Raw genomic sequence first — 22500 nt, 5'->3', positions numbered from 1 at the left:
CCCGCTCCGCCAGCAAAACGTCCTCGCCCAGCGGCGAGACCACCCGCAAAACCCGGCCCGCCTGAACAAAATCCGAGGCCGAAATCCCCCCATCCGCATCCATCGCCATCAAAACCTGCCGAATGAACTCGAACTTGACCGCACCGACACGTAAGATCGTCAGTCAGACAAAGGAATAGCTTGTCTTCTTCACCAAAATGGCAAGGTTGACAGATCATATTTATGGATGATTTTCGATCCGAACCACCGTCGCCCATGACGATATCTTGCGAGGCGGCGGATCAGGCGGCGGCTTGCCGGGAGCCGCCAAACCGGTGCCGGTCCGTGTCAGGAAAGCGCGATCAAGTCGCGCCGATCCCAGCTGAGTTCAACTTCAGTGCCGATTGCCAGATCGCGGGTTGCGCCGCGTTGGGCGATCGCCTGCAATTCGCTGCCACCGCAATCGACAGCATAGCGACTGAAGCTGCCGGAGAAGAGACGGCGTCTGACGGTCCCCCAAACGACGGTCGCGCCGGGCTCGGCACGGCCTCCCGCGTTTCGGACTGCCAGGCGCACGCGCTCCGGCCGAATCGCGCAGCGCATCCGCCCCGATGTCTGCGTCGAATCGAGCGGAAGCGCGACCACCGCACCATTGTCCAATCGCAATCGGCCCTCCACGACAGTCCCGTCGAGGATGTTGGCATCGCCGAGAAAGGTCGCAGCGAATTCGCTGTTCGGCCGGTCGTAGATCTCTTCCGGCGCCCCCGACTGAACGATCCGGCCGTCCTTCAGAATGCCGATCTGGTCGGCGATGGATAGCGCCTCGTCCTGGTCGTGGGTGACGAAAATGGTGGTGACGCCGACCTCGCGCTGGATACGCTTCAGCTCCCCCTGCATCGTTGTTCGCAGCGCCTTATCGAGGGCCGACAGCGGTTCATCGAGCAGCAGGACGCGCGGCTTCGTCACGATCGCTCTCGCCAGTGCCACGCGCTGGCGCTGGCCGCCGGAAAGTTGATGCGGGCGGCGCTTGCCGAAATCGCCGAGCTGGACAAGATCGAGCACCTCGGACACCGCGCGGCGGACGTCTTTGCCCTTTTGTCCGCTCACCTCGAGGCCGAAAGCGACATTGGCGGCAACGCTCATATGCGGAAACAACGCATAGTTCTGGAAGACCATGCCGATCCGCCGCTTGTTCGCCGGGACGGTCTCGACCGCGGCGCCGTCGATGCGGATCGAGCCGCTGTCGGGAAACTCAAAGCCCGCGATCATCCGCAAAAGGGTCGTCTTGCCGGATCCGGAGGGGCCGAGCAGCGCATAGAAGCCACCGTCCTCGAAGGTGATCGACACATCGTCGACAGCCTTGTGGTCACCGAAGGCGCGTTGGACATTCTGAACCTCGACCCGCGCCATTAGTGATCGCCTCCAAAGCGGAAAAATCGCGATACGACGAGCATCAGGCTCATGGAAAACACGATGATGATCGTCGAGACGGCATTGATTTCGGGGGTGAAGCCCTTGCGGATCGCCGCGTAGATTTCAACCGGCAGCGTCGTCTGGCCAGGCGTCGCCAGAAAATAGGACACGACGAACTGATCGAAGGAGACGGCAAAGGCAAACAGACCTCCGGCGATGACGCCGGGCGCTATCAAGGGCAGCGTCACCTTCCAGGTCGTCTGCCAGGCGCTCGCACCGAGCGAGGCGGCGGCATCCTCCAGATCCCGCGAAAAGGTCTGAAGCCGGGCCGAGACAACGATGATGACGTAAGGCAGAGCCAAGGCGACATGGCCAAGCAGGATTGCATGCAAGCCGCGTCCGATGCCGGTGCCGAAAAAGAAGATCAGCATGGCGGTGCCGGAGATCAGCCAGGGGATGGCGATCGGCGGAACGATCAAGGCCTGAAGCAGCCGCTTGCCGGTGAATTCATATCGGAACAAGCCAAGAGAAGCGGCAGTACCGAGAACCGTCGCAATCGCCGTCGTCAGGATCGCGATCTTGAGAGAATTGAAGGTCGCGGCGATCAGCCCGTCATCGTTCGCCAGCGCGACGTACCAGTGCGTCGTCGATTCAAAGGGCAGCTGGTAAAAGGGCGAGGCGTTGAAGGACATCGCCGCCATGATGACGAGCGGCAAATAGAGGAAGGCGAGGACGAGGCCGATATAGAAGCGGCCGAGGCCCGGCAGGAAGGCCGACGCCCGGATCATGCGGCTTTCCTCAGAACCGGGGCGGCGGCGAGAAGAATCGCCAGCACGACGGCCAGCAAGATGAAAGAAAGGGCGGCCCCCAAAGGCCAGTTGTAGACCGCGGTGAACTGGTCCTCGATCACCGTGCCATAGAGCGTTCCGCCTCGTCCGCCGAGAATGCGGGGTTCCATAAAGGACCCGATGACGGGGATGAAGATCAAGGCCGATCCAGCCAAGACGCCCGGCAATGCCAAAGGCGCGATCACCCGGCGCAGGATCGTCGTCCGTGACGCGCCGAGCGAGCGGGCCGCATCGATCAGCGCGTCGTCGATCGCCTGCAGGCTGAGATAGCACGTCAGCACCATATAGGGCAGGTAGGAGTGCACGAGCCCGATGACGACGGCCGGGTAGGAATACATCAGATCGACGCTCACCTTGAAGGGCAAGATCGCGTTGAGCACGACATCGAGGATGCCGCCCTCCCGCAACACCATCGACCAGGAGAAGACCCGCACCAGAGAGTTACTCCAGAAGGGCAGGATGACGATCAGGAAGATCGCTTCGCGCGCCCGCCCCTTGAAGATCTTGGCGAGCACATAGGCGGCCGGAAAGCCGATCACGACGCAGATCATCATGACCAGCAGCGCCAGTTTCACCGAGCGCAGCAACAGCACCGCATAGAGCGGATCGGAAAAGAAGGCCGCATAATTGGCAAGGGTCAGCGATGGCGTCGTCGACGACATCGTCGTCAAAAGCGAGAAATACACCATCGCCGACAATGGCAGGAAGATGGCCAGCGTCAGCCAGCCATAGGCCGGCAGGAGCAACGGCAGCGCTTTTTTCAAACCGTTCGTTCGTGTCATACCGGTCACGGCCATGGTCATCTTGCCTTGCACGTCATATGCGGACGCTCCCGCCGCTCATGGCGACCGGCCCGCTCGCCACGAGCCGTGGCTGCAGCCCGCAGGCGGCTGGGGCGAAAGGTGGGCCTAGTTCGTGCCGACTTTCAGGCTCTGCCAAAGTTTCAGATAGTCCTCGCGCTGCGCGTCGGTAATCGGTTCTTGAAACTGGATGCGATCGGCGACGGCCGGTGCCCCCATCACCTTGCGGTTGAAGGAATCGGCGGGCAGCGCGGCGACCGCCCGGGCGTTCGCCGACACCGGCGCGCCAACGGTCTCGTCCCACTTGGTGTAGAAGTCCGGCGAAAGCATGTAGTCGATGAACCTCTCCGCGCCCTCGACATTCTTCGCCCCTTGCGGAATGGCAAACGTATCGAGCCAGCCGACAGCGCCCTCCTTGGGAATGGCGAGCGCGACCGGCAGCTTGAACTTGGTCTTCGCGCGGCCGGCCGAACCCGACCAATAGGTGCCGAGATCGATCTGGTTCGACGCGACCATCTGGTTCCAGTCATTCTCCGACGACCAGAATGTCCGGATGTTCGGAAGCAGCGCCGCGAGCGACGTCTTCACGGCATCGATATCTTTGATGTCATTGATATTCTGTCCGGTGGCGAGAGCGCCCAGCTGAATCGCTTCGACGGCATCGTCGCGGATCGTCACGCGGCCCTTGTGATCGGGATTCCACATTTCCTTGATGGAGGTCGGCGGCGTGTCGAAGGCCTTTTCGTTGATAGCGATGGTGGTCAAGCCCCAAGTCCAGGGCACGCCATAGGTCTTGCCATCGACATTCAACATCGTCGACGTCGCTTTGGCGGCGTCGATGTCCTTGTAGTTCTCGATCGTCTTGATATCGATCGGCTGAACCAGCTTTTCCTCAAGCGCCTGCTGCATGAAGGCGGCGTTGATCATGACCACGTCGTAGAGGCCGGGATTGGTCCGCAGCTTGGTCAACATCTCCTGTTCGGAGTTGAAGAAGTCGTTGACGACCTTGTCGCCCGTCATGGCTTCGAACGCTTTGGTGGCAAAGGGCTCGTCGGTTCCATATCCCTTCCAGTTGAGGACATGGAGGTCCTTGGCCATCGCCGTGGTGGCGGTGAGGAGGAGGCCCAAACCAACCAGAATTGCCGTCGTCTTTTTCATCATATGCCCCTTTCGGCCGTTCGCAGCCGGTTCATTGACCCGTTATCGCCTTGCCGGCTCCTGCCGGCTGGCGCGCCGAGCGTCCGATAGGACGGCATAATGGACGCGCACTTTGATGAATCCTACGCACCGGGCTTGCCGAAAATCGATCCCGATTTTCGGGCTGATGCTGTCGACGCGAGAGACAGGAAGCGGATGATCTCGTCATGGGTCGGTCCCGACGCCCCGCCCCGCCGCGTGACCGCGATCGCCGAGGCCGCATTGGCGTAGCGCACCGCCTCACCCGGCCGGGCGCCGCGGGCCAGCGCGCTGACGAACGCACCGACATGGGTATCGCCGGCGCCATTGGTATCGATGGCCTCGACGGCGAAGCCCGGCACGGCTTCGGGGATCTCACCGCGCAAAATGAGGTGAGCGCCCGTTTCGCCGTTGCGAAGCACGATGCCTTGTCCGCCAGCCATCCTGCCGTTGAGGAGAGCGGAGACCAGCTCGGGTGATGCCTCGGCTCGGATGATCGCCCTGATCTCGTGCAGATTGGCACTCAGCCACGTCGTTCGCGCCAGCATGCGATCGAGGATCGCTACGGGAATGTCGGCGATCACCGGCGCCGGGTCGAAAACGACGGCGATGCCCGGTGAAAGGGTTTCGATGAGGGCGAGCACGCCATCGCGGCTGCCCGGATAGGCAAGCACATAGCCGCTAACGGCGAGGAAATCGCCGGGTCGCAGCTCAGCGTGCAGTGCGCTGAGATCCGCCATGCGTGCCTCCGCACCTGGGAAAGAGACGAAGGAACGTTCGGCATCGGGGGTGATCAGAACCACGCAATTTCCGCAATCGACTCCGCAAAGGGGAGGAAGCAGAACGTCGATCGCTTCGGCAGTGAGGAACCTGCGAAGCGCGTCTCCGTCGGGCCCAGTGCCGAGGAAGCCGCCGCATGCCGTGGCCAGCCCTGTCCGACGGGCCGCGACCATCATGTTGACGGCACCGCCAGGGAGTCGCTCGAAGCTCGTCGCCATCACTTCGGCGGCGCGTTCAGGAAGACGAGGCACGCGATAGACGTAATCCATCACGGCCCCGCCAATATGGATCAGCCGGGGCGCCATCAGCAGCGCCCGGCTTCGGCTGCGCGGCGCAGCTCGAGCAGGCCATCTGCTTGGCGCCCGACATCGGCAATGTCGATGCCGCGCAACGCCTGCACCCGGTCGCTCGGAAGGCGCGCCAGGCCGGCAGCCGCGCCCGCCATCGTCGCGGCGATGGCGCCGATCGTGTCGGTGTCCCCCCCAAGATTGGCGGCGATGACGGCCGCACGCCAGGGATCGCCTTGCGCCGCCACCACGACGGCAAAGGCGGCGGGGACGGATTCCTGCGACGCGACGGAGGTGCCGACGAGGTCGACGATCGCCGCGATCGCGTCCACTTCCGAGCGTCCCGCGACGAGATCGCGTGCCCACGTGATGCGCGCCGCGATATCAGGGGCGGCGGTCCAGGCGCCGACATGGCGGGCGGCCCGCGCCGCCTCGACGCCACGTCCGGCCGCCTCGCTCCAGTCGGCGCCGTCGATTGCCGCGCTGACGGCAGCGGCAACCGCCGCAGCGGCGGATATCGCGACGATCGTCGCGTGGGTCGCCGCGCAGGTTTCGGCAACCGTCGCGACCAGACTGTCGAGGGGATCGACAGGCATCACGATGCCGATGGGCGCGATGCGCATCGCCGCGCCGTTGGTCGTCCCCTGACGGCCAGCCTCTTCGGCCGGCGTCCCGGCACGGATCAGGTCGATCGCCCGTTTGGTCGACGGACCGAGGAGATCATAGCTGCCCCGTGCTTTGACCTTCGCCTCCCAAGCCAACAGCCGCGCGACCCAAGCGTGATGGTCGAAACGCTCCTCGCCCTCCAGAAGCTGCTCGGCGAGAAGCAGCGTCTGTTCGGTGTCGTCGGTGATCATGCCGGCTGGCAGGCCCTTGGACACGGGATGATCGGCGCTGGGGGCCAAAAAGCCGGCGACGGGGCCGTAGGCATCGCGGATCTCTTGCGGCGAGAGCAACTGGGTCGGCATGCCGAGAGCATCGCCGAGAGCGCCGCCGATCAGCGCGCCCATGGCCCGGTCCAACCGGGAGTCGCTGACGTTGGACATCGTTCTAGAACTCTCGATGCCATGCGAGACAAGGCGGATTGGGGAGGCTGGTGACGGGCTCCATCAAATGAGCGTCCTCCGTTCAGATGACGTAGCGGATGCTCCCTCAAGCCTCGCGCCGCCGATCGCGGCCCGGCAAAGAGGGTCAAGCACCCGGCGCGAAATCCCGCTGATGGGCGTCGCCCGCGTCAATGACTGTCTTTGCGCGACGGGGCCGAATGCCGATCTTTGGACGATCACGCGATCACCGTTCGACCCGCGAGCGAGCGGGGGCGGAGGGATGAATCGGCAATGGCGATGAAATCAGCCGCGACATCGTCATCTGGCTCCGTCGCGAGGCTCACGGCCACGAATAGCAGCGCCGCGATCGGGAGGCCCAGAATGCCGGCATTCAGGCCGAAGAGCGAATTGCCCGTCAGATACATCGCGACGACGAAGATGCTGCCGCCGAGGATCGAGACGAGCGCGCCCGCCGCCGTGCCGCGCTTCCAGAAGAAGGCGCCGACGATCGCCGGCACGATGACCACGAGGCCGGTTGAGGCCGCGACCGCCAACACCGCGATCAGGCTGAACTGCATGGCGGCGAAGCCGAGCGCAATCAGCGAGATGATCGGGATGATCAGCTTGCCGATCATCAGCTGACGCCGGTCGTCGGCCTTCGCCTGGACATTGGCGTAGACATCGCGGGCGACCATCGACGACAATGTCAGAAGGATGGAATCGATCGTCGAAACGGCCGCCGCCAGGATACCGATCATGACGATCACGGCGAGCACCGGCGGCACGAAACGGGAGGCCAGCAGGGTCGAGGTGGCGAGATCGGCTTTGGCGAGATCCGGGAAGGCGACAAAGGCCGAGAAGCCCCAGAGCACGGACACCAGGGTGTAGATCAGGCCGAAAATCAAAAAGATGATCAGCATCCGCCGCAGGGCGCCAAGCGAGGCGGGCATGTAAAGGCGCTGGGAGACCTGCGGATTGGAAATCGCGAAGAAGAACCAGGGGATCGTCAGGCCGAGGAAGGTGGTGAAGGAAAACAAGCCAGGGCCCGGGACCGTCAGCATCGTCGGGTTCCGTTCTGCGACCGCGCCGAACAAAGCCGAGAAGCCGCCGAGTTCGGCGACGACGAGGCCGACGACGGCAACCGAGGCGACGATCATGACGAGGGCCTGCAGGCTGTCCGTCCACATCACCGAACGGATGCCGGCGATGTAGGAAAAGGCAATGGCAAGGATCGTCGCGATGACGATGCCGGCGCCAAAAGAAATCACTCCGCCGCTCATCCCCGACAGGAGATAGCCGACACCGGCGAGCTGCACGGCACAATAGGGAACGAGGAAGATACAGCTCGCGACCGCCGCCGCCATCGCGACCCAGCGGCTGCCATAGCGCGCACCCAGCATTTCCGAAGGCGTGACGAAGCCATAACGCTTGCCGACGGCCCAGAAGCGCGGACCGAAGATCGCGACCAGCGAGACGCCGGCGAAATAGACAATCTCGAAACCGAGGGCACCGACGCCGCCCTTATAGGTGAGGCCGGCGAGTCCCACCATCATGAAGGCCGAATAGGTGGTGGCGGAATAGGAGAGCGCGGAGACCAGCCCGCCCATCGAGCGCCCGCCGATGAAATAGTCCGACATGGTCGACGCGTCGCCACTGCGCGACAGATAAGCGACGACCATGGAGGCGGCGGCATAGATCGCGACGCCCATGAGGATGGCCGTGATGCTCACCGGTCCTCTCCCCCGAAGCCGGCGGTGGCCGCGGCGTTGAGGCCGATCACCAAAAGACCGGCCAGGGTCCAGAACAGGAAAGCGCCCTTCCAGCTGGCGACGTCGCCAAGCATGCCGTAAGGCACGGCATAACAGGCGACAATCAGAAGCCCGATCAGGCCCAGACTGAATTTGCGAACCATGCCATTCTCCTTGCATGGGATCGAAGTTGCGGCGCAATCGATCCCGAAACTTGACCGACGCCGACTGCCGGACTTTTTGCATCGAACTCTGCGATTCGATGGCCAACGGCACAACGCCATATCAGAAACTGCGAGGCTCGCCACCGCAAGACGGCAGCGTATTGGGTATTGCAAGACTTTTGTTCGCCCTGGACAGAGGCTGGACATCGTAACATGGACGGCGGACGAGCGTTTCTCACGGTCGCGGTGACCTTCCGCATAGACCCGATCAAGGCGTCCGTCCCGGCGCCAGCATCGGCCCGAAAATCGCAATCAATTTTCGGCAAAGCATGATGCGTCGCCGCAATGAAATCCCGCGTCCCGTGTGCGTCCGATCGGACGCACACGGCGCGAAGGACATCGCCGGCTTGTCTGCGGCTCTTTGCGCTGAGAGATTGCGGTACGGCCATAGGGAGTTTTGGCATGTTCGATATTAGGGATGTCGAGATCGTTCGCATGGTCGTCCGGCATGGCGGGTTTCGAGCCGCCGCGGCCCAGTTGCGGCTGTCGCAATCGGCGGTCTCCGCGCGCATCGCCTCGCTCGAAGACCGGCTCGGGGTCGAACTCTTCGACCGCAGGAAACGCCGCGGCAGCCTGTCGCCGGCGGGCCGCACCTTTCTCGATCAGACGGCCCGGCTCACCGAGATGCGCGATCGCATCATTTCGAACCTTGCCCAGGAGAGCGGCTTTGCCGGCACCATCCGCATCGGTGTCGCCGAAACGATCGTCCACACTTGGCTGCCCCGGATGATGACGCTCATCCACGCGCGCTTTCCCAACCTTCGCATCGAGCTCGCCGTCGACACCTCACCGGTCCTTGCCGCCAAACTCATCGAGGACGAACTCGACGTCGCGGTGATGATGGAGGAGCTGGTGCCGCCGCGTGCGACCAGCCATTTCGTCTTTGCCGGCGATATCGACTGGTTCGCCGCAGCCAACGCCGCCATTCCCCGGACGGCGTTGACAGTGCGCGACCTCGCGGCTTGGCCCATCGTCACATTCCCAAAGGGAACGATCCCCTATCGCGACCTCGAAACCATCTTTGCCGCCGCCGATCTTCCCTTCGTCCCATTGCTGCACGGATGCGCGTCGCTATCGGCGGCGCTTCATCTCATCTTGACCGATTTTGGCATCGGCGTCCTGCCGATCTCGATGGTCGATCCGGACGTTGCCGCGGGGCGGATCCGCCAGCTCGACACCGAAGAAAAAGCCAGACCCCAGCCGCTCCGCTTCTGTTTCACCCATATGGCGTCCCTCCAAGCCCCCCTCGCCAACGCCTTGCGTCTGGCGGCCGAGCAGGCCGTTGCCGAACATAGTGATCTTTCAAATCGATCAAAGTGATCGAAATTTGATCGATTGACTGTTTCATTATTGCGTTGAACACTCTGTCTGCCGTCATCATACGCAGATCGCGAGTGTGCCCGGAAAATGACCGCCTCGACCGTTAGCCCCGTTACGACCTCGCCCGCCGCCATCCGCCGCCGGATCCGCTCCGGCGCGTTCCAGGGCCACACCGGCGGTCAGGCGCCTGGCTATCTGCAGGGCAATCTCGCCATTCTGCCGGAGCCATATGCCAGCGATTTTTTGCGCTTTTGCGTCGCCAATCCGAAGCCCTGCCCGCTGCTTGGCGTCGGCGAGCCCGGCAACCCGCATTTGGTGGGCCTCGGCGAGGACCTCGACATCCGCACCGACGTTCCGCGCTACCGCATCTTCCGCGATGGCGAACTCGTCGACACGGTCAGCGATCTTTGCCACGTCTGGCGTGACGATCTCGTCGCCTTCGCCATCGGCTGCTCGTTTTCCTTCGAGGACGCGCTGCTGCGGGCCGGCATCCGCGTGCCCCACATCGCGGCGGGCCGGAACGTGCCGATGTACGCCACCCATCTGGAAACCAACGCCTGTGGTCCCTTCGCCGGCCCGATGGTGGTCTCGATGCGGGCCTTCAAGCCCCGTGACGCGATCCGCGCGATGGTGCTTTCGGAGCGTCAACCGCTGGCCCATGGCGCCCCCCTGCATTTCGGCGACCCCGCGGCGATCGGCATCGCCGACATTATGACGCCCGATTTCGGCGATCCGCCCGTCATGGCAGACGGTGAGGTTCCCGTGTTCTGGGCCTGCGGCGTCACCCCGCAGCTGGCGATCCGCCGCGCCCGGCCGGAATTCGCCATCACCCACGATCCCGGACACATGCTGATCACCGACCGGCTGGCAGAACAGGGGGCGTGATCCCCGACGTGGCCCCCATCCGCATCTCTTCCCCCGAACCCATGGAGCCAAGACATGAAAACCCTTCTCACCTGCCTGACGCTCTCGGCCTGCCTGACTGCCGCAACCCTGCCCGCCAATGCGCAGAACCTCGACGACACGTCGCTGTCCGTCGTCGGCAGCTGGAGCAGTCTGCCACTCGACAAGGACTTCGAAAGGCCGTTCTGGACGAAGACCCTGCCGGCCGACTCCCAAGGGAAGGTCAGCGTCCAGATGACCACCTTTGACCAGATGGGCGTCAAGGGCGGTGACGTCTTCCGCATGCTCAGCGACGGCGTCTTCGACGTCGGCATGACGGTCGGCGATTACGTCGTCGGCGACGCGCCCGAGCTCGAAGGCCTCGACGTGCCCCTGGTCGCGAGCGATGCCGATACCGAGCACAAGGTGATCGATGCCGCCCGGCCGATGGTCGCGGACATCATGAAGAAGCGTTTCGGCGCGAAGCTGCTGGCCATCGTCCCCTATCCGCCGCAGGTCGTCTTCTGCAACGCCGACGTCAAAAGCCTTCGCGATCTCAAGGGCAAGAAGGTTCGCGCCTCCGGCCGAATGGCCGCAATCCTCCTCGAAAAGCTCGGCGCCGAGGGCATCACTATGTCCTTCTCGGAAGTACCGGGAGCGTTGGAACGCGGCGTCATCGACTGCGCCGTCACCGGTGCCGGTTCGGGCTACAGCGCCGGCTGGTGGGAATCCTCGACGCATCTTCTGACGCTGCCGCTCGGCGGTTGGGATCCGGTGATTACCGCGATGAACCAGGACAAATGGAATGGACTGTCGCCGGCGATGCAGTCCTTCCTTGAGACGGAGATCAAGACCAAGTTCGAGGACAAGGTCTGGGCCGCTGCCGGTGACGCATTATCGGGCGACGTCGCATGCCTCACCGGCCGCGGCGAGTGTAAGGCCGGCAAGCCCGCGTCCATGACGCTGGTCGAGCCGACCAAGCAAGACGAAGCCCTCGCCAAGAAAGTGCTGACAGAGGACGTTCTGCCGGACTGGGCCAAGCGTGCCGGTGGGGATTGGGCCAAGCGTTGGAACGACAGCGTCGGCAAGGTCGTCGGCGTCTCTGTCGCCGCCCCGTAAGACAGGACCGGAGGCGGCGGACAGGCGTCTTCGCCGCCTCTTGCTGACAGGCATTCACGCTCGTCCTTTCCAAATGTTCGTCGCGCCAGTCCAGGGGCTGTCGTTCGGCGGCGCATGCCAGGGATCATCGACATGACTGACATCAAGATGGCGAACCGCAGCGGCCCGGCACGGCTTGCGGCGCGGCTTGGCCGCATCAACAGGATTATCGCCATCCTGGCCGGCATCGCGCTTCTGGCGACCGTCGCCCTGATCCTCCTCGAAATCGTCCTGCGGCAGACCGCGATCGGCAGCATCGGCGGATCGGACGAGATTTCCGGCTATGTCATGGCGGGCGTCGCCACCTGGGGCTTCGCCTATGCCCTCACCGAGCGGGCGCATGTGCGCATCGACATCCTGCAAAGCCGGTTGCCGCTCCCTGGCAAAGGCCTGTTCGACCTTTTGGCGCTCGCCAGCGTGTTCGCTATCGCCCTCACCGTGTCGATCCATGCCTGGGACGTGCTCGGCAAGACGCTGGCCCGCGACTCCCATGCCAATACGCCGCTCGCAACACCCCTTTGGATCCCTCAGTCGATCTGGTTCGGCGGCTGGGTGTGGTTGGCCATCGTCGCTGTGCTGCTCCTTGCCTGCATCACCGTCCTGATCGCCGAGCGGGAATGGGAGAGTGTGCGCGCCATCGCCGGCGGCGGCACCGAGACGGGAGAGCTTTGATGATCTGGTCTGTCAGCTTCGGCCTTCTCGCCCTCCTCGCTTTGTCGCTGCCCGTCGGCGTCGTGCTGTTCCTGCTGGGCATCGGTATCGATACGTTCTACTCGCCCTTCCCGCTGATCCGGGGGCTTGGCCAAATCGTCTACTCGTCCTCGGACAGCTTTTTGCTGATCGCGATTCCGTTCTTCGTCCTGCTCGGAGAGATCCTGGTGCGGGCCGGCATTGCCGAACGCACCTACAAATCACTCGATGCTTGGTTTTCCTGGCTGCCGGGCGGGCTCGTCCACGCCAATATCGGCACGGCAACGCTGTTTTCGGCGACCTCGGGATCCTCGGTGGCGACCGCCGCGACCGTCGCCACCGTCGCCATGCCGCAGGCCGACCGGCTCGGCTACGACCCGCGGCTCTTTGCCGGAGCGGTCGCCGCCGGCGGCACGCTCGGCATTCTGATTCCGCCCTCCATCAATCTCATCGTCTACGGCTTTCTGACCGAGACTTCGGTCCCGCGGCTGTTTTTGGCCGGTCTCGTTCCCGGCCTGCTGATGGCGGTCGGCTTCATGGCGGTCACCGCTCTGATCTGCGCCAAGCGACCCCATCTCGGCGGCCCGAGCCGCTCGTTTACGTGGCGCGAGCGGATGTCAGGCCTGCGCCACCTCATTCCCATCGGCCTCCTTTTCGGCGTCGTCGTCGGCTCGATCTACCGGGGCTGGGCGACCCCGACCGAAGCCGCCGCCATCGGCGTCGCCATGGCGTTGGTGATCGCCGCCTTCTACCAAAGCGTCAGCTTTTCCATGATCACCGAGGCGCTGCTCGGCACGGTGAAGAGCACGGCGATGATCATGTTCGTCATCGTCGGCGCCTATTTCCTCAATTACACCCTCGCCGCCGCCGGTCTCGGGCGGCAGCTGACCGACCTGCTCGAAAATCTCGGCCTCGGCGCCTATGGCACGTTGATCGTGATCATCTTCCTTTACATCGTTCTCGGCTTCTTCATTGAGACGCTGTCGCTGATGATCGCCACGATCCCGATCGTCGTGCCGATCATCTCCGGCCTCGGCTTCGACAAGGTCTGGTTCGGCATCCTGATGATCGTCCTGATCGAAATGGCGTTGATCACCCCGCCGGTCGGCCTCAACCTTTACGTGGTGCAGGGCGCGCGGACGAAAGGCTCGCTGACCGACGTCATGGTTGGGGTGATCCCCTATGTCGTCGTCATGCTGCTGATGGTCGTTGCCCTCGTGCTGGTTCCCGATCTCGCCCTTTTCCTCACCAACGGCCTGTAAACCCATAGCCAATTTTCAAGGAATCTCCGTGACTTCTCGAATGACCTTCGATGTCGTCGGCCAGGGCGCCGTGACCGTCAGCCTCGTCAACGCCGTCATTGCCGGCTGGACCGGCCGTGACCAGGCGGCGGTCGACCATCACATCGCCGAGCTTCAGGCGATCGGTGTCGCCCCGCCCTCTTGCGTCCCGCTGTTCTATCGCGTCGGCAGTGAACTCATCACCCAGGCCAAAGTGATCGAGACCGTTGGCGCGACCACCTCCGGCGAGATCGAGCCGCTGCTTCTCGACGACGGCGAGACCCTCTATCTCGGCCTCGGCTCCGACCACACCGACCGCGATCTCGAAGCCCATTCCGTCGCCTTGTCGAAACAGGTCTGTCCCAAGCCGGTCGCCACCAGCCTCTGGCGCTTCGACGAGGTCTGCGATCATCTCGATCAGATCGAACTCCGGTCCTTTGTCCGCGATGGCGACTCGAGCGATTGGGTCGCCTATCAGGACGGCGCGATGGCGAAAATCCGGCCGCTGGCCGAGCTGGCGGCGCGTTGCCCGCTGGCGGCGGGCCAAACCCGCCTTCAGGCCGGAACCGTGATGATGTCCGGCACCCTTGGTGTCCTATCGGGCGGCGTCCGGCCGTCCCGCTATTTCAAGATGGTGATGCACGATCCTATACTCTCACGCAGCATCACCCATGCCTATGAGTGCCGTGCTCTTCCTGTCATCAACTGAGGAAAACGCGATGGATCGCCTCTCGCCGCTGAAGCTCGCCTCCGGCCGCCTCACCTTTCGCGCTGTGGATCACGCGGCCCAGGCGATCACTCGGCTGCTGGATATCGGTGAGACCGAAGCCGCGGCGATTTTCACCCACTTCGACGCAGCAACCGTCATGACCGAGGCCGAAGCGCTCGATGGCGACGCAGCGCGACGCGACGCGCCCCTCGCGGGACTCCTCGTTGCGATCAAGGACCTCTTCGACGAGGCCGGCGCCGTGACCCGTGCCGGCTCCATCCAGCTGGCCGGAGCCGCGGCCGCAACGGCGGACGCCACGGTCATCGCCCGCCTGCGCGCTGCCGGAGCGATCTGCTTCGGTCGCACCAACATGTCGGAATTTGCCTATTCCGGCGTCGGCCTCAACCCGCATTTTGGCACCCCCGGCAACAGCCACGATCCCGAGCGCATTCCCGGCGGCTCGACCTCCGGCGGCGCAATCGCCGTCGCCTATGGCATTGCTGACGCCGCGCTCGGCTCCGACACCGGCGGCTCGATCCGCATTCCCGCCGCCTTCAACGCTCTGGCCGGCTTCAAGCCGACGCAGAGCGCCGTGCCGCTCGCCGGCACTTTTCCGTTGTCGGGTAGCTATGACAGCATCGGCCCGATCGCTCCCGATATTGCCACCTGTGCCGCGCTCCACGCCGCCCTATCGGCCAGCGCGCCGCCGAAAGCGGCCTTGCCGAAGGCAGAAACACTGAAGCTCGGCGTCCTGCGCAATGTCGTCACCGATGGGATGGATCACCAGGTCACGGCGGATTTCGCAGCCGCAATGCAGACGCTCTCATCCGCCGGCGTCGCCCTCGAAGACGTTGCATTCGCACCGCTTGCCCAAGCCGGCGTCGTCAACCGGCTGATCGTCGCCGACGAAGCCCATGCAACCCATCACGCCTATCTGGCAGACCTCGAGACGACCGGCGATCCCCGCGTGCTGAAGCGTATCCGCGCCGCCGAGAGCTTTGCCCCCGGCGAGGTGGACCGCGCCCGCGCCACCAGGCAGGAAGCGATCGCGGCTTTCACCGAACTCGCCAGCCAATACGACGCCTTCCTCGCGCCCACCGTGCCGATCGTGCCGCCAACGATCGCCGAGGTTGAGGCCGATTTCGACCGGCTGAACGCATTGATTCTGCGCAACCCCTCGACGATCAATTTTCTCGACGGCTGCGCCGCGACGGTCCCCATGCACGAAGCCGGCGACCTGCCGACCGGCCTGATGATCATCGGCCCGGGTGGTGCCGATTGGCGGATCCTCGCCATCGCCCAGACTCTGGAGGGTCTTCTCGCCGACCGGTAGGAGCGCCATCGCAGACGATCTCGCCACCCATCCTGGCCTGCTGCCCTGCCCGCACGGCGAGCCGGAATTTCACCCACCCGGCCATTCCCGCCGATTGAGAGCGAAGTCATCGCGCGCGGTCAAACGCGCCGCGCAATTGACGGCGAGACCATGCACCAGCCCGGCGTGGATGCGGCGGACATCGGGAGAAGGTCCAGGCGGCGCGACTGCGGCCTTTCGCGCCGCATCAGCGGGCATCCTGCTCGACCATCTTGCGTGAATAGGCGCGGCCGAAATGCGCTTCGATCCGCATCTGGATGAAGTGCCAGACGGTGGTCATCAGGAGATAGTAGAGGGCCGCAACGGTAAACAGCTCCAGCACCAGGAACTTCTCCTGGATCAGCATCTGGGTTCGGCGCAGAAGCTCTTCCATCGAGATGACCGAGGTGACCGAAGTCGTTTTCAGGAGGCCGTTCACGCTGTTGCCGAGAACCGGAATGATGATCCGCGTCGCCTGCGGCATGATCACATAGGTCAACACCTGCGCCGGCGAGAGGCCAAGCGCGCGGGCCGCGTTCCACTGGCCGGCGGAGACGCCGAGGATGCCGCCGCGCACGATCTCGGACAGATACGCCGCCTCGTTCAAAATCAGCCCGAGCAAGGCGGATTCGACGACGCCGAAGCGGATGCCGAGCTGCGGCAAGCCGGTATAGATGATGATCAGCTGAACCAGCAGAGGCGTGCCGCGAAAGATCCAGATGTAGAACCGCGCGGGCCAGTTGAGGACCCGTGGAGCGGCCATGCGCATCACCGCCAGGAGGCAGCCGAGAACGAGACCGCCAGCCATCGCCGCAAGCGTCAGCCAGAGTGTCGTGATCGCACCGCCGAGAATGAAGGGATTGACCAGATAGCCAAAGAATCCGGGCCAGTTCCAGCGAATGTCCATGCCGAAATCCTCAAAGAGATGATGTCCGTCGAGGCATCCCCCGAACCGGGGCCAGGCAGGTGTCGTCGTCAAGAGCGCGGGTCAGATCGAAGGCCCCCGGGGCCATCATGCCAAGCGCGCCGTCCTTGAAAGCCGCCGGGTTCGGCCCGGCGCGCTTGAACCCGCAGGACGGGCCAGGATCAGACTTTCGGGCCGCGCAAGGCGAAGGGCTTGGTGTTGGCGAGAAGGCCGTATTGGGCCATCAGCTTCTGGTAGCTGCCATCCTTCATCATGTCGTTGAGCACCCCGACGACCGCGGTGGCCAGCGTCTCGTTCTTCATGGCGAGCGCGACCGGCGTGGGGAACAGGCCTGACAGAGCGCGATCGAAATCGCCCCGCTTGGCGTATTCGGCGGCCGTCGGATCGATACTGACGGTGGCGTCGGTCTGGCCAGCCGAGAGCGCCTGATAGGCAAGCGCGAAATTGTCGAAGGTGCGGATGTCGATCGCCTTCAGGCCCTCGCCCTGAAGCTTTTTGTCGAGTGCTCTCAGCTTATCCTCCTCAAACCCACCGATCTCAACACCGACGGTCTTGCCGGCGAGATCCTCCGGCTTGGTGATCTTTTCCGGATTGCCCTTCTGGACCGAGACCGAGATCGCCTGGGATTCGTAAGGAACCATCTTCATCATCGCGGCCCGCTCGGGGTTCCAGAAGATGCCGGTATTGATAATGTCCCAGCGCCCGGCCTGAAGGCCCGGGATCATCGCCGAAAACTCGATGCGGATGTAGTTCGGCTGAAGGCACAGGCGCTTGGCGATTGCTCGGCCGAGGGTGATGCGCATGCCCTTCAGCTTGCCCGCGGAATCGACGTACTGCATCGGCGGCAGCGTCGGGTTGGTCGACATGGTCAACTTGCCGGCCAAAACGAGATCCGCGGCTGGAATCTTCGGCTGGCAATCGGCGGCAAGCGCCGGCGCCATGGAGAAGACGAGGCCGGATGCGAGGCCGCCGGCGAGGGCGAGGATGGCGTGAGTTCTGATCATGCTGGTCTCCTGATGGCCGTCACGGCCCGGTGAAAGGTCAGCGTTTCGTCCCTTGCACGCATGTCGCGCGGGCATCCGGGCCCGTCTGTCGTTGGGGCCGGCCAGACGGCCAGCCCAAATCACGCGAGGCTGCCGACGAGCGAGAGGCTCGCCAGGGTCTTTCGCAAAGCCGCCCGATCGCTTAGCGGAAGCGGCAGGCGCGGGGCACGTGGATCGCCGACGGGCAGTCCCATTATCGCCAGGCCCGCCTTCGAAGCCGACACGTAGCGTGGCCCGCCGACCCATCGCACGACCGGCAGGATGTTCCGATAGAGTGCGAGCGCACCCGCCCGGTCCGAGCGTTGATCGACGAGATCGAACAGCTCGGCCGACTGCTTCGGCAAAAGATTCGAGCAAACGGCCACCCAGCCGACCGCGCCGAGCCAGAACGATTCATAGCCGAGAATACCGGCGAAGACGTCGATCCGTTCGCCGCACAGCTCGATGATGTCGCGCACCCGCGTCACCTCGAGGGTCGATTCCTTGATCGAACGCACCGCATCGATGCGGCTCAGCCGCTCGACGATCCGCGGGACCAGATCGACATTCGCCGTCGCTGGATTGTTGTAGAGCATGATCGGGATCGAGATCGCCTCGCCGATGCGGCGGTAGTGCTCGAACAACTCGTCCTCGGTCGGGCTGGAATAGAACGGCGGGATGATCATGACGCCGTCGGCCCCCATCGCCTCCGCCTCACGCGAGAGCTCCACGGCGTCGAAGGTCGCCTCGGCGCCAGTGCCGACATAGACCGGCACCCTGCCCGCCGCCTCCGATATGCAGATTTCGACGATCTCCTGCCGCTCTTCACGTGAACAAGACAGAAATTCCCCGGTACTGCCGAGCGGGATCAGTCCATGGATCCCTTGCGCGATCTGCCAATTCACCAAGCGCCGCAAGCTGGCGGCATCGACGGCCGATCCGTCCGGGGTGAACGGCGTGACGAGGACGGTGAAGGTGCCGCGCGCTCGGGTCATGAACCGACTTTCAACGCTGTTTTCAGGATGAACATAACAAAAATATTTTCTCTGTATACAAAGAAAATTCTTATACGCTAGAGTCAGCTCGACAGTGACCGCCGCGAGACCCCGGAACCCGATGCGTCTGCCTCGTCCCAATGTCCGACCCGCAGCCGCTCCCGTGACGTTCAGCTTCGACGGACGCCCCCTAAAGGCGCTGCCGGGCGAGACGATCGCGGCCGCGCTGGCGGCGAACGGCATCGCCGCGATTCGGCGCTTTGATGTCGGCGGGAGTGAGGACGAAAGCTGGCGCGGCCTCTATTGCGGCATGGGCGCCTGTTACGATTGCGTGTTGACCGTCGACGGCCGCGCCGGCCAACGGGCTTGCCTCACCAAGATCACCGGCGGTGAGGTGGTGCGATCGTCGCAGCCGGCTGGAACCCGGGCCGATCACCTGGCGCCGCTCGCCGACAAGCCGCAGGACGCGCCGCGACCGGAGGTCACCGTCGACATTCTCGTCGTTGGGGCCGGTCCGGCCGGCATGGCAGCGGCGCTGGCGGCCGGCCGGCGCGGTGCCACGGTCGCGGTGCTGGACGAACGGCCCGAACCGGGCGGCCAGTACGATAAGCCGTTGGCGCCGTCGCTGCGGGCCGAGCGCCCGACCGACCGCCAGTTCCGGCATGGCGCCCGGCTCCTCGCCCGCCTGGCCGCGGCCGGCATCACACCGCTCCAAGGCGCGCTGGTCTGGGGCGCGATCCGGCCCGACGAAGTCCTGGCGCTGATTGACGGGCGGGCGGTTTTATACCGGCCCCGCAAGCTGATCCTCGCGACCGGCGCCTATGAACGCCCCTACCCGATCCCGGGCTGGACACTGCCCGGGGTCATGACCACGGGTGCGGCACAGACCCTGTCGCGCGCCTATGGCGTGTCACCGGGCCGCCGAGTCGTCGTCGCGGGCAATGGCCCGCTCAATCTGCAGCTCGCCGCAGACCTCGTCGCCCGCGGCATTACGGTGGCGGGCGTCGTCGAGGCGGCCGCGCGGCCCTCTTTCGCGGCCTTGCCAAGCCTTGCCAAAGCGATGCTCGCCGCACCGGATCTGATGGCTGAGGGCCTGAAATATTATGCGATCCTCGCGAAAAGCGGCGTCGCCATCGATTGGGGCCACGCGGCGATCGCGGCAAAGGGTGACGGACAAGTTTCGGCCGTCACCCTCGCTCCACTCGGCGCCGGAGGTCGGCCGGACGCGGCCAAAGCCTACACGATTGACGCGGACGCGCTCTGTCTCGGCTACGGCTTTGTCGCTTCGACAGAGATCGCCCGGGCTCTCGGCTGCCAGACCGCATTCGACCCGCGCCATCTCGGCACGCCCTGCGTCGCGACATCCGACGTCGGTGAAACCAGCATTCCCGGTGTCTATGCCGTCGGTGACGGCGCGTTCGTTGCCGGAGCCCGCGTCGCCGAGTGCATGGGCACGATTGCCGGCGCCCATGCCGCTTCTCGGCTCGGCCTCGCCCGCCCCCTCCCGGACTGCGGTCGGGCGCGGCGCGGCGTGACGCGAGCACGGCACTTCCAGCATGCGCTCCAAAACCTCTTCGCAGCGCCGCCCGCCGATCTTTCAGCCATTCCCGACGAGGCCATCCTCTGCCGCTGCGAGGGCCTCACTTTCGGCCGCATCCGCACCGAGATCGACGCCGGCTGGGACAGTCTCGGCACGCTGAAGCGACGCACCCGGCTTGGCATGGGCCGCTGCCAGGCCCGCTATTGCGCCGCGACCGCCGCCCGGTTGATCGAGGCGCGAACCGGGCGCCGACGGGAGATCGAGGGATTCGCGCCACGCCTGCCGGTGAAGCCGTTTCCGGCCGCAGCACTGGCTCGCGAGAAGCCCGAATGGGGCGGCCATCAGCGCGCCGGATCGCCGAACCTTGCCCGCGCGCCGTCGGCGGCGCCCTTTGGCAAGAAGGACGTGGAGGTCGCCGTCATCGGCGGCGGCGTGGTGGGGGTATGCCTTGCCTTTGAATTTGCGCGGGCGGGCCGCGACGTTCTCCTCATCGAACGCGATGACATCAACCTCCAGGCCTCTGGCGCCAATGCCGGCAGCCTGCATGTCCAGCTCCTTTCCTTCGACTTCGGCAGCAAGGCGGAAGCCGGCGGTGGGCCGGCGGCGGCGGCGTTGCCACTCGGGCCTTTTGCGGTGACGCTTTGGCAGGAGATCGCCCAAACCTGCGGCGGCGACTTCGAGATCCGTGTCACCGGCGGATTGATGGTCGCCGAAACGCCCGCGGGCATGGCGTTTCTCGAAGCCAAAGCAAAAGTCGAGCGCCGTTACGGGATTGCGGCGGAGATCCTCGGCCGGGCCGAACTGCGCGCGCTGGCTCCGGCCCTGTCGGAGGATCTGATCGGTGCCGAATACGTCGCGCAGGAAGGCAAGATCAATCCGCTGACGGCGACCTATCGCACCTTCGAGGCGGCGAAAGCAGCGGGCGGCCGCGCCGAGCGTGGCACCAATGTCACGGCGATCGAGCGAAGCGGCGGTTGCTGGCGGCTGACAACGTCGCGCGGCACGATCCGGGCCGGCATCGTGATCAACGCCGCCGGCCCGTGGGCCCGCGAGATCGGCGCCATGGTCGGCCTCGACCTTCCCGTCTATAGCGCGCCTCTGCAGATGATCACCACCGAGCGCGCGCCACCGCTCATGACACAACTCGTCGCGCATGCCGACCGCCACCTCAGCCTCAAGCAACTATCGACCGGCGGCCTCCTCATCGGCGGCGCGTGGCCCGCGCGCTACGCCGAGCATCAGCGGCTGAATACGACCGTGCTCGACAGCCTCGAGGGCAATCTCTGGGTCGCCCAGCGCGTGGTGCCGCAGATTGCCGGGCTCAATGTCCTGCGCAGCTGGGCCGGAATGAACGTCAATATCGACGGCGCCCCGATCCTCGGCGAGGCTCCCGGCCGCTCCGGCTTCTATAATTGCGTGACCTCCAACGGCTACACGCTGGCACCCGCCGTCGCGCGGCTCACCCGCGAGCTTGTCATTACCGGGAGCACCAGCCTCGACGTCTCGCCCTATTTGATTTCACGCTTTGATGGGAGTCGCCGATGATCATCCTCGACAAGGTCTCGAAGACATTCGGCAAGTTCGAGGTTCTGAAGAACTGCTCGACGCAGGTGGAGCGTGGCGAGGTCGTCGTCGTCTGCGGCCCGTCCGGCTCCGGCAAATCGACGCTGATCAAGACCATCAACGGCCTCGAACCGATCGATTCTGGCCGCATCGAGGTCGCAGGAACCGACGTTTGGGCGGCGGAAACCGATCTCACCAAGTTGCGGGCGAAGACCGGAATGGTGTTTCAGAATTTCGAATTGTTCCCGCATCTGTCGATCATCGACAATCTGACGCTCGCTCAGCGCAAGGTGCTCGGCCGCTCGAAGGCGGAAGCCAAGGCCAAGGCCGAGGCACTGCTCGAGCGGGTTGGCCTTGCCGATCAGGCCCCCAAATATCCGATCCATCTCTCGGGCGGCCAGCAGCAGCGCGTCGCGATCGCGCGGGCTCTGGTGATGGATCCCATCGCCATGCTGTTCGACGAACCGACCTCGGCCCTCGATCCAGAGATGATCAATGAGGTGCTCGATGTCATGGTCGAACTTGCCGAGGAGGGCATGACCATGGTCTGCGTCACCCACGAGATGGGCTTTGCCCGCAAGGTGGCAAACAAGGTCGTCTTCATGGACAAGGGCGAGATCATCGAGGACTGCTCGGGTGAAGACTTCTTCACCACCGAGCGTTCGCCGCGCGCCGCTCAGTTCCTCGCCAAAATCCTCAAGCACTGAACAGCCGCACCATGACACCATCGGCGAAGACATCGACGCGGCCCATGGCTCGGGCCA

The 22500-nt window shown here is 64.6% G+C and carries 20 protein-coding genes; 9 read left to right on the top strand and 11 right to left on the bottom strand.

Features of this window, described 5'->3' with window-relative positions; all coding sequences use genetic code 11:
- Positions 1–327: 327 nt before the first annotated feature.
- The 8 genes from J1C48_RS08390 to J1C48_RS08355 all read right to left on the bottom strand — a co-directional run bounded on the left by J1C48_RS08390 (position 328) and on the right by J1C48_RS08355 (position 8241).
- Positions 328–1389 (bottom strand): ABC transporter ATP-binding protein, encoded by a 1062-nt coding sequence (locus J1C48_RS08390; RefSeq protein ID WP_207257370.1) that lies wholly within the window; start codon positions 1387–1389, stop codon positions 328–330.
- Positions 1389–2180, bottom strand: coding sequence for an ABC transporter permease (locus tag J1C48_RS08385; protein WP_207257369.1), 792 nt, complete (start codon positions 2178–2180; stop codon positions 1389–1391). The genes J1C48_RS08390 and J1C48_RS08385 overlap by 1 nt, the downstream gene beginning before the upstream one ends.
- Positions 2177–3022 (bottom strand): ABC transporter permease, encoded by an 846-nt coding sequence (locus J1C48_RS08380; RefSeq protein WP_425523490.1) that lies wholly within the window; start codon positions 3020–3022, stop codon positions 2177–2179. The genes J1C48_RS08385 and J1C48_RS08380 overlap by 4 nt, the downstream gene beginning before the upstream one ends.
- A 126-nt stretch (positions 3023–3148) precedes the next feature.
- On the bottom strand, positions 3149–4198 hold the full coding sequence (locus tag J1C48_RS08375; protein WP_207257367.1) for an ABC transporter substrate-binding protein: 1050 nt from the start codon (positions 4196–4198) through the stop codon (positions 3149–3151).
- A 122-nt stretch (positions 4199–4320) separates the two neighbouring features.
- A complete protein-coding gene (locus tag J1C48_RS08370; protein WP_207257366.1) occupies positions 4321–5301 on the bottom strand; it encodes a PfkB family carbohydrate kinase in 981 nt (326 codons plus the stop codon).
- Positions 5301–6329 (bottom strand): ADP-ribosylglycohydrolase family protein, encoded by a 1029-nt coding sequence (locus J1C48_RS08365; RefSeq protein WP_207257365.1) that lies wholly within the window; start codon positions 6327–6329, stop codon positions 5301–5303. Before J1C48_RS08365 ends, J1C48_RS08370 begins: the two co-directional genes overlap by 1 nt.
- A gap of 236 nt (positions 6330–6565) precedes the next feature.
- Positions 6566–8059 carry a sodium:solute symporter family transporter gene (locus J1C48_RS08360; protein ID WP_207257364.1) on the bottom strand — a complete coding sequence of 498 codons (1494 nt, stop codon included), beginning with the start codon at positions 8057–8059 and terminating at the stop codon, positions 6566–6568.
- A complete protein-coding gene (locus tag J1C48_RS08355) occupies positions 8056–8241 on the bottom strand; it encodes a hypothetical protein (RefSeq protein ID WP_207257363.1) in 186 nt (61 codons plus the stop codon). Before J1C48_RS08355 ends, J1C48_RS08360 begins: the two co-directional genes overlap by 4 nt.
- 462 nt (positions 8242–8703) lie before the next feature.
- Between J1C48_RS08355 and J1C48_RS08350 the strand changes: the two genes are divergently transcribed.
- The 7 genes from J1C48_RS08350 to J1C48_RS08320 all read left to right on the top strand — a co-directional run bounded on the left by J1C48_RS08350 (position 8704) and on the right by J1C48_RS08320 (position 15673).
- Positions 8704–9621 carry a LysR family transcriptional regulator gene (locus J1C48_RS08350; RefSeq protein ID WP_207257362.1) on the top strand — a complete coding sequence of 306 codons (918 nt, stop codon included), beginning with the start codon at positions 8704–8706 and terminating at the stop codon, positions 9619–9621.
- An 87-nt stretch (positions 9622–9708) separates the two neighbouring features.
- The gene (locus J1C48_RS08345) at positions 9709–10506 is read left to right on the top strand and encodes a putative hydro-lyase (protein WP_207257361.1); all 798 of its coding nucleotides are present in this window, start codon (positions 9709–9711) and stop codon (positions 10504–10506) included.
- 54 nt (positions 10507–10560) lie between these two features.
- Positions 10561–11622 carry a TRAP transporter substrate-binding protein gene (locus tag J1C48_RS08340; RefSeq protein ID WP_207257360.1) on the top strand — a complete coding sequence of 354 codons (1062 nt, stop codon included), beginning with the start codon at positions 10561–10563 and terminating at the stop codon, positions 11620–11622.
- Between the two features lie 132 nt (positions 11623–11754).
- Positions 11755–12333, top strand: a complete 579-nt coding sequence (locus J1C48_RS08335) for a TRAP transporter small permease subunit (RefSeq protein ID WP_207257359.1) — start codon at positions 11755–11757, stop codon at positions 12331–12333.
- The gene (locus tag J1C48_RS08330) at positions 12333–13613 is read left to right on the top strand and encodes a TRAP transporter large permease (protein WP_207257358.1); all 1281 of its coding nucleotides are present in this window, start codon (positions 12333–12335) and stop codon (positions 13611–13613) included. Before J1C48_RS08335 ends, J1C48_RS08330 begins: the two co-directional genes overlap by 1 nt.
- A 28-nt stretch (positions 13614–13641) precedes the next feature.
- Positions 13642–14340 (top strand): DUF2848 domain-containing protein, encoded by a 699-nt coding sequence (locus J1C48_RS08325; RefSeq protein ID WP_231081877.1) that lies wholly within the window; start codon positions 13642–13644, stop codon positions 14338–14340.
- A gap of 10 nt (positions 14341–14350) precedes the next feature.
- A complete protein-coding gene (locus J1C48_RS08320; RefSeq protein WP_207257357.1) occupies positions 14351–15673 on the top strand; it encodes an amidase in 1323 nt (440 codons plus the stop codon).
- A gap of 226 nt (positions 15674–15899) precedes the next feature.
- Here J1C48_RS08320 and J1C48_RS08315 read toward each other — a convergent pair whose 3' ends face one another.
- The 3 genes from J1C48_RS08315 to J1C48_RS08305 form a co-directional block, all read right to left on the bottom strand.
- A complete protein-coding gene (locus tag J1C48_RS08315; protein ID WP_207257356.1) occupies positions 15900–16598 on the bottom strand; it encodes an amino acid ABC transporter permease in 699 nt (232 codons plus the stop codon).
- Positions 16599–16777: 179 nt separating this feature from the next.
- Complete coding sequence (locus J1C48_RS08310; protein ID WP_207257355.1) at positions 16778–17620, bottom strand: ABC transporter substrate-binding protein; 843 nt, start codon at positions 17618–17620, stop codon at positions 16778–16780.
- A gap of 119 nt (positions 17621–17739) precedes the next feature.
- Entirely contained in the window at positions 17740–18633 is an 894-nt protein-coding gene (locus tag J1C48_RS08305; RefSeq protein ID WP_207257354.1) for a dihydrodipicolinate synthase family protein, read from the bottom strand.
- Between the two features lie 163 nt (positions 18634–18796).
- Between J1C48_RS08305 and J1C48_RS08300 the strand changes: the two genes are divergently transcribed.
- On the top strand, positions 18797–21718 hold the full coding sequence (locus tag J1C48_RS08300) for an FAD-dependent oxidoreductase (protein WP_207257353.1): 2922 nt from the start codon (positions 18797–18799) through the stop codon (positions 21716–21718).
- Positions 21715–22443, top strand: coding sequence for an amino acid ABC transporter ATP-binding protein (locus tag J1C48_RS08295; protein ID WP_207257352.1), 729 nt, complete (start codon positions 21715–21717; stop codon positions 22441–22443). The genes J1C48_RS08300 and J1C48_RS08295 overlap by 4 nt, the downstream gene beginning before the upstream one ends.
- Positions 22444–22500 lie beyond the last annotated feature (57 nt).

The organism is Jiella flava (genome assembly GCF_017349315.1).
In the GTDB taxonomy this organism is placed as follows: domain Bacteria; phylum Pseudomonadota; class Alphaproteobacteria; order Rhizobiales; family Rhizobiaceae; genus Jiella; species Jiella flava.
This window is presented reverse-complemented; position numbering and strand designations above follow the sequence as displayed.

Excerpts from the sequence above, each read along its gene's own strand:
- J1C48_RS08390 (WP_207257370.1), bottom strand. The coding sequence starts at position 1,389 with ATGGCGCGGGTCGAGGTTCAGAATGTCCAACGCGCCTTCGGTGACCAC.
- J1C48_RS08385 (WP_207257369.1), bottom strand. The coding sequence starts at position 2,180 with ATGATCCGGGCGTCGGCCTTCCTGCCGGGCCTCGGCCGCTTCTATATC.
- J1C48_RS08380 (WP_425523490.1), bottom strand. The coding sequence starts at position 3,022 with ATGACACGAACGAACGGTTTGAAAAAAGCGCTGCCGTTGCTCCTGCCG.
- J1C48_RS08375 (WP_207257367.1), bottom strand. The coding sequence starts at position 4,198 with ATGAAAAAGACGACGGCAATTCTGGTTGGTTTGGGCCTCCTCCTCACC.
- J1C48_RS08370 (WP_207257366.1), bottom strand. The coding sequence starts at position 5,301 with ATGGCGCCCCGGCTGATCCATATTGGCGGGGCCGTGATGGATTACGTC.
- J1C48_RS08365 (WP_207257365.1), bottom strand. The coding sequence starts at position 6,329 with ATGTCCAACGTCAGCGACTCCCGGTTGGACCGGGCCATGGGCGCGCTG.
- J1C48_RS08355 (WP_207257363.1), bottom strand. The coding sequence starts at position 8,241 with ATGGTTCGCAAATTCAGTCTGGGCCTGATCGGGCTTCTGATTGTCGCC.
- J1C48_RS08350 (WP_207257362.1), top strand. The coding sequence starts at position 8,704 with ATGTTCGATATTAGGGATGTCGAGATCGTTCGCATGGTCGTCCGGCAT.
- J1C48_RS08345 (WP_207257361.1), top strand. The coding sequence starts at position 9,709 with ATGACCGCCTCGACCGTTAGCCCCGTTACGACCTCGCCCGCCGCCATC.
- J1C48_RS08340 (WP_207257360.1), top strand. The coding sequence starts at position 10,561 with ATGAAAACCCTTCTCACCTGCCTGACGCTCTCGGCCTGCCTGACTGCC.
- J1C48_RS08335 (WP_207257359.1), top strand. The coding sequence starts at position 11,755 with ATGACTGACATCAAGATGGCGAACCGCAGCGGCCCGGCACGGCTTGCG.
- J1C48_RS08330 (WP_207257358.1), top strand. The coding sequence starts at position 12,333 with ATGATCTGGTCTGTCAGCTTCGGCCTTCTCGCCCTCCTCGCTTTGTCG.
- J1C48_RS08320 (WP_207257357.1), top strand. The coding sequence starts at position 14,351 with ATGGATCGCCTCTCGCCGCTGAAGCTCGCCTCCGGCCGCCTCACCTTT.
- J1C48_RS08315 (WP_207257356.1), bottom strand. The coding sequence starts at position 16,598 with ATGGACATTCGCTGGAACTGGCCCGGATTCTTTGGCTATCTGGTCAAT.
- J1C48_RS08310 (WP_207257355.1), bottom strand. The coding sequence starts at position 17,620 with ATGATCAGAACTCACGCCATCCTCGCCCTCGCCGGCGGCCTCGCATCC.
- J1C48_RS08305 (WP_207257354.1), bottom strand. The coding sequence starts at position 18,633 with ATGACCCGAGCGCGCGGCACCTTCACCGTCCTCGTCACGCCGTTCACC.
- J1C48_RS08295 (WP_207257352.1), top strand. The coding sequence starts at position 21,715 with ATGATCATCCTCGACAAGGTCTCGAAGACATTCGGCAAGTTCGAGGTT.